Origin of the sequence: Klebsiella sp. K5-45, assembly GCF_030128605.1 — a bacterium.
GTDB lineage: Bacteria > Pseudomonadota > Gammaproteobacteria > Enterobacterales > Enterobacteriaceae > Klebsiella > Klebsiella quasipneumoniae.
This window is the reverse complement of the sequence record NZ_JAKUZW010000037.1, coordinates 1-5,310: the sequence shown is the minus strand read 5'-3', so window position 1 is coordinate 5,310 and position 5,310 is coordinate 1. Positions and strand designations below refer to the sequence as shown.

Sequence of the window (5,310 nt, the reverse complement as noted above, 5' to 3'; positions counted from 1 at the left end):
CAGAGATCTGGCGATTTTTGGGAAGGTTCAGGAACTCCCCGGGATGGCCGGAGAGGAAAACTCAAGCATGGCGGGATCAGGATTTTTTCCAGAATTTCCACCACGGGGAATGGGGTGGTGAAGAAGGTTCGTGCTTGTGCTCCAGAAGCTGCATAGCCTGACGAAGGGAATCAATATGCTCATCTCGAGCCTTAACAGCCCCTTTAAGACCATCGTTTTCAGCTTCAAGTAGAGCGATTCTATGTTGTAAATCATGTAAACCAACGCTGTTAATACTTGTAGATTCTGCGTCACTTTTTACATCATATTTTACAGTATCGATTACACCATCAAGAGAACCAAACACTCTAATAAGCTCAGAAGTATCAATAACTTTAATAGCCTTCCCGTGCTTTACAACAGAGGTGTAACTTAACTTCCCACTGTTAATCATCTTGTAAATTGTGGGACGGCTAACCTTAACAAGCCGTGCCGCTTCACTAATAGACACTCTGGCCATCAATTGCCATCCTGTAATTCATCCAGTCTCGAGGACAGTGTACGGAAAAGATGCTCCGCATCATCGTGGAGTTTCTCACAAAGGTCGGCCTCAACATCGAGATCAAGCTCGTTAAGCTTCTCCAGCAGGAGCAGAGACTGATTCTGGATGAATTTAGCCATGTTCAGCGCTGTTTTCTGTTGTTTCGTCATAAGAGGCCTCAGAGCGTCAGTGCTCAGTGTAGGGATGTTCTCTTTTCCGCTTCCTCGCTCACTCAGTCGCTACGCTCCTGCCGTTCGGCTGCGGCGAGCGGCAGGAGCATGCGTATAAAAGCTCGAGAAAACCGAGCGATCGCGTGATGGGGAGAAGGAGAGGCCGCACAGCGGCCGTTTTTCCATAGGCTCCGCCCCCCTGACAAGCATCACAGAATTTGACGCTCAAATCAGTGGTGGCGAAACCCGACAGGACTATAAAGATACCAGGCGTTTCCCCCTGATGGCTCCCTCGTGCGCTCTCCTGTTCCTGCCATTCGGTTTACCGGTGTCATTCCGCTGTTATGGCCGCGTTTGTCTCATTCCACGCCTGACACTCAGTTCCGGGTAGGCAGTTCGCTCCAAGCTGGACTGTATGCACGAACCCCCCGTTCAGTCCGACTGCTGCGCCTTGATCCGGTAACTATCATCTTGAGTCCAACCCGGTAAGACATGCAAAAGCACCACTGGCAGCAGCCACTGGTAACTGATTTAGAGGAGTTAGTCTTGAAGTTATGCGCCGGTTAAGGCTAAACTGAAAGAACAAGTTTTGGTTACTGTGCTCCTCATAAGCCAGTTACCTCGGTTCAAAGAGCGCCAACTCTTGGAACCTTCGAAAAACCGCCCGCCAAGGCGGTTTTTTCGTTTACAGAGCAAGAGATTACGACGATCCAAATGGGATCTCAAGAAGATCCTTTACGGATTGCCGTTCGTACCGCTATCAAGCGTGACTCCGGTCACCGTCGATGAAGGTGAAACAGCCCCACCTCCGGTGTCACGAACATTATTGACCTGACATGCCGCCAGAACCACAGAAACGGTAACAACCCCCAGGAAAAGTAATTTTTTCATATATCACCTTTTATTTTTATTATTCTAAGCAAATGGATACCTAGTAATTATTATTCAAATCCAGAGTTAAAAATGTGCGGATTCATCACTTGAACCCGCACATTCAATCACGATTTTTTAAAACCTGGCTTACCGTTAGCTGCTCGCCACTCTTTTACTGTTTTTACAACACCAGCAGGAGAGTTATCGGCTCCTGCTTGAGGATGATAAATAAGATCCCAACCATCTGGATGTTCAGTCAACTGGCTGAACTCATAAATGGCCTCATCATGCTCAGACTCAGTAGCAAAGTCTGCTTTTTTAATTTTTTCGATAAACTCAATAAATTCCTGCTCTGTATAGTCAGCCAAAGTTTTATTAGCCATTTCAGTTCCCATTATGGATTTCAATATGGCGTTTAGGTTTTAATGCACTCAGCTTACCCCAGATATTGTTGACCTGACATGCTGCCAGTATCATCGAAACCACGACCACTCAAAAAAGAAACCCTTTTCATATGTGAGCTTTAATCAAAGCCCTCTTTTCAAAGGGCTTCATATGCACACTTTAAATGCCGTATTTTTTTTGTGTTACAAAAGCAGGCTCTTTCCAGTTAGGCCCCTTAATAACATTTTTATTAGAGTCATACTTTAGTTCTCCATTGTCGAATAACTTTTTGTATTCAGATAAAAGAACGCCTTCAGAGATCACTTCAAACTTATATGAAACATACATACGGTCAATTTTTGAAATGTCGCGACCAGGACCAAAGTAGCGAAGCACATCACTTACCGATTCATTTTTAATGATGTCTTCAATCGGATTACTCATTCTCTCCCCCTCATTTATTTTTTAGCTCTGCTTTATACTCTGCCTCTTCAGCATCCTTTGTATAGAGCGGATCAGTTTTTTCATTAATTTTATAATCTTCCAGCGTTGCTGTATGAGTGTTATTCCACGTAACACCTTTATCATCTGGCTTCACATTATCAGGGACCCCTAAAGCACGATAACGTTCCAGCTCTCTGAGTTCATGGGTGTAAAACCGCTTGTCCGTATCAGTTACCTGTAACTGACCGCTCAGGATTTTCTCCAGACGGTCGATCATTACTTTGTTTGCTGCTGATTCACCAAAGCGACCGGTATGTAGCTTCACCTTATCAATCCCGGCCTTGTTGATGACTGCACTACGCCAGTTAAGATTCTGTACAGGACCACCTGCCTTATCCGGATTATAAGGTCTTCCGCTGTGCTCGCCTTTTTCTGTTGCATCTCCATAAGGGCTAACTGGCATCACATATAACGGCTTTAACCCTGACTCAGGAGGGAAAACAAGGATAAGATCTCGAAAATCAACTTCACCAATAACAGGAGATACTGTCACAGTCCCCCCCTGAGGGACCGTAGTTTGCCCACCGGTATGTATAATAGTTTCAGGCAAAGGAACCGGCCCAGCAAGTCCCAGAGGAGCATTAACGCCCGGCGCATCTGACGGACTTACCAGTATTGTCTGTCCGGGCACGCCCTGTATCGCCGGCAACGTATATCCCCAGTAACCAGTAGCTTTATCCAGAGTAGCCCGAACAACCGGAACACTACCGGCAACAGGTGTTCGAACGAACTGAGACTCCAGATAATCGCCTTCACGCACGATAATCCGGCCTCGAACCGGCATACTGACACCCGTTTTACTGTCAGCAGCTTTAATCAAAGTGGCCAGATCAGGTAATGACAGTGCATCACCCGGCATCAGCCCGCTGATGTCACGTCCGGGCACCACATCACTGCCAATACCAACATCACGTGACCAAAACAGCCCTACAGCAGTTGCCACCACGGGACCAACAAGACTCGCACCGGCAATACCTCGCAGTTTAGCCATCACCTCAGCAATCTGCGTCCAGGCTTTCCCTGCAGTAACACTATCCAGCGATATACCACCAAGTGATGCAACGGCCCAGGAAATGGGTGACGCTGCAGGCGATGCCGTAGACGGGATCCCGCGAACAGACTGAATATCTGTGGATTTCAGCTTATCTGCTGCTGCCTGACGCTCCTGCATCAGCCTGGCTTTTTCCGCTGCCGCACGCGCTTCCTCTGCTGCTTTTGCTACTGCGTCTGCCTGACGTTTTTTCTCAGCAGCAGCTGCTGCAGCCGCCTCAGCTTCCTGCCGCTTACGTTCAGCAGCAGCAGCCTGTTCAGCAGAATTTAACGCCGCCTGAGCAGCCTGACGGCGCGTTTCTGCCGCATTATAGGCAGCTGTAGCTTTCAGGCTGTCCTGTTCTGCTGCTGTTGCCTGACTGGCAAGACTGGTAGCCTGATTTCGCTTATTCACAGCATCGCTCTGCGCCACATCAACCTGAGCTTTGGTAATTCCGGATGGATAAAACCTGTATCCCCAGTGATCATGCTCCTTATTAGAGCCAATTATTTCCCATTTTTCCGTACCATACTCACCATTTTTCAGCTTCAGGCCTTTAATCTTCTGCTGCAGCTCCTGATATTTATTTTCCGCCTGGGTTGCAACAGGTACAGCATCAATAGCAGCCTTCCGTTTTGCCTTTGCCTCCTGCAGTGCACTGTCTGCAGCTGATTTCAGACGAGACACATCTGACGTCGCGTTATTCAGGCTATTACGGGCATCAGAAACTGACTGATGCTGACCCGCTGCAGTTGCAGCAGCAATTGCCTGCTGGCGTTCTTTTTCCGCCGTGGCTGATGCGGCAGCAGTTTTAGCCGCAAAGTCTTTTGCTGCTGCTTCTGCCTGCTGTTTTTCCTTTAACGCCTTCTCTGCAGAAGCAGTTTTTTCTGCCTCAGAAGGACCTACGGCAACAAATACACTCGTATTATGCTCATTGTTACCCGCGCCCGTAGAACGAGTTTCCCAGTATCCAAGCTGACCTTTATTCATCACCAGGAGCTGTCCTGCCGGTCCGGTGTTAACAGTATTCCCACCACCACTACCACCGTCAGGTCGGGGCTTATCTCCAGGCACAGCAATAACCCCAGCAGTAATCTGAATAGCGCCATTAGGCCCTAAGGCTGGACTTGAGGTCCCATAGGACTCCGCGTGATAGCCTGATTTAACACCAATAGCATTACCATTGCTGTCGCGAACATATGGATCACGATCCAATCCGGTGCCAGTAGCACCTTCCCCGTTATAGTTAAATCCACCACCCATAACTCTCTCCTTTGTTGTTATTTTTATCGTTTTCCTGCTTGTCAGAATCTGGTGTGCGGTTTATCGCCTTCGAACCTGTATCCGGAGGCTGTTATTAGTTCTCTGCCACACCAAGTACTGTATATAAATACATGTGTTTATATACAGTACTTGAATACTACTCCTGACATGAGAACTCTGTCAACACGCGGAGAGATACAATTATCTTTTGAATTTTCATTAAGTTAAGCGTAATAGAAATGACAAAACCCAGACAGGACGCGGCTCGGCAGAGAAAAAAAATTAACGATATGTGCTCTTAAAAAGGGTGTGACTGACGGACAGAGACCTGTACAAAAAGTCTTGGTGTAGAGGGTATTCCGCCACCCGAGCGCCCCCATTTACCATAATCCCTTAATTGTACGCACCGCTAAAACGGCCTCAGGGCGTTTCTGACGGGAAACCGGTAAAACAGGCAACAAACCACCCGAAAACCCGCCAGAAACGCGCAGGCTCTGTTTTTACGGCATGCATGAGTATGCGCGCAAGTGCATAGCGCGGAAATTCACGCCATTCAGCCAGGGTAA

The 5,310-nt window shown here is 47.7% G+C and carries 6 protein-coding genes and 1 pseudogene; 1 reads left to right on the top strand and 6 read right to left on the bottom strand.

Features of this window, described 5'->3' with window-relative positions; all coding sequences use genetic code 11:
• Positions 1–76: 76 nt before the first annotated feature.
• Positions 77–499 (bottom strand): helix-turn-helix domain-containing protein, encoded by a 423-nt coding sequence (locus tag MKS11_RS27085; RefSeq protein WP_069346495.1) that lies wholly within the window; start codon positions 497–499, stop codon positions 77–79.
• The gene (locus MKS11_RS27080; protein ID WP_023302508.1) at positions 499–690 is read right to left on the bottom strand and encodes a Rop family plasmid primer RNA-binding protein; all 192 of its coding nucleotides are present in this window, start codon (positions 688–690) and stop codon (positions 499–501) included. The genes MKS11_RS27085 and MKS11_RS27080 overlap by 1 nt, the downstream gene beginning before the upstream one ends.
• Before the next feature lie 415 nt (positions 691–1,105).
• Here MKS11_RS27080 and MKS11_RS27075 point away from each other — a divergent pair.
• A pseudogene (locus tag MKS11_RS27075) lies at positions 1,106–1,220 on the top strand (replication initiation protein).
• 205 nt (positions 1,221–1,425) lie between these two features.
• On the opposite strand, the gene MKS11_RS27070 reads toward MKS11_RS27075, so the two are convergent.
• From MKS11_RS27070 to MKS11_RS27055, 4 genes are all read right to left on the bottom strand, one after another.
• Positions 1,426–1,581 carry a colicin release lysis protein gene (locus MKS11_RS27070; protein WP_071561715.1) on the bottom strand — a complete coding sequence of 52 codons (156 nt, stop codon included), beginning with the start codon at positions 1,579–1,581 and terminating at the stop codon, positions 1,426–1,428.
• Positions 1,582–1,688: 107 nt separating this feature from the next.
• Complete coding sequence (locus MKS11_RS27065) at positions 1,689–1,946, bottom strand: bacteriocin immunity protein (RefSeq protein WP_010904244.1); 258 nt, start codon at positions 1,944–1,946, stop codon at positions 1,689–1,691.
• Positions 1,947–2,127: 181 nt separating this feature from the next.
• Positions 2,128–2,391 carry a hypothetical protein gene (locus MKS11_RS27060; RefSeq protein WP_064148700.1) on the bottom strand — a complete coding sequence of 88 codons (264 nt, stop codon included), beginning with the start codon at positions 2,389–2,391 and terminating at the stop codon, positions 2,128–2,130.
• Positions 2,392–2,401: 10 nt separating this feature from the next.
• Positions 2,402–4,744: an S-type pyocin domain-containing protein gene (locus tag MKS11_RS27055; RefSeq protein WP_181486822.1), complete on the bottom strand. Its 2,343-nt coding sequence runs from the start codon at positions 4,742–4,744 to the stop codon at positions 2,402–2,404.
• Positions 4,745–5,310 lie beyond the last annotated feature (566 nt).